Below are 449 nucleotides of genomic sequence, written 5' to 3' on the forward strand. Positions count from 1 at the left end.
TCATCGGGGTCGTAGTTGTAGCAGGCACCGTTGCCGTTGCAGTGAACGGCGTCGGCGTGGGCCTGCCAGACCCGCGTGTCGATCCGGCGATCGAGCTGGCCGCGGGTCGGCACCCCGTCGATGGTCAGCAGCCCCGGGTCGACCCATTTCACGGCCTGCTCGTCGGCGTCGTCGCTCGACGTCTCGTGCGTCTCACCCTTTGCCGAGGTAGCCCTCCCCGTGTCTTCGGGCGGGGTAGAGGGTTCCGCGTCTTCGGGCGGGGTAGAAAGCGGTGTCGCGATCTTGCCCGGGTTGAGCTGGTTGTGCGGATCGAAGGCCGCCTTGAGGCGCTGCAGGCTCGGGTAGAGCGGCCCGAAGAAGGCCGGGGCGTATTCGGAGCGCACGCCCTTGCCGTGCTCGCCCCACAGCAGGCCACCGTAGCGTCGGGTCAGCGCGGCGACCGCGTCGGA

At 69.5% G+C, this 449-nt stretch carries 1 protein-coding gene; it reads right to left on the bottom strand.

Annotated elements, in window-relative coordinates:
• A partial coding sequence (locus LU493_RS19590) for an FAD-binding oxidoreductase (RefSeq protein WP_275289477.1) occupies positions 1 to 449 on the bottom strand: 449 nt, incomplete at both ends.

It is taken from the genome of Halomonas elongata (assembly GCF_029081005.1).
Taxonomy (GTDB): Bacteria; Pseudomonadota; Gammaproteobacteria; order Pseudomonadales; family Halomonadaceae; genus Halomonas; species Halomonas elongata_B.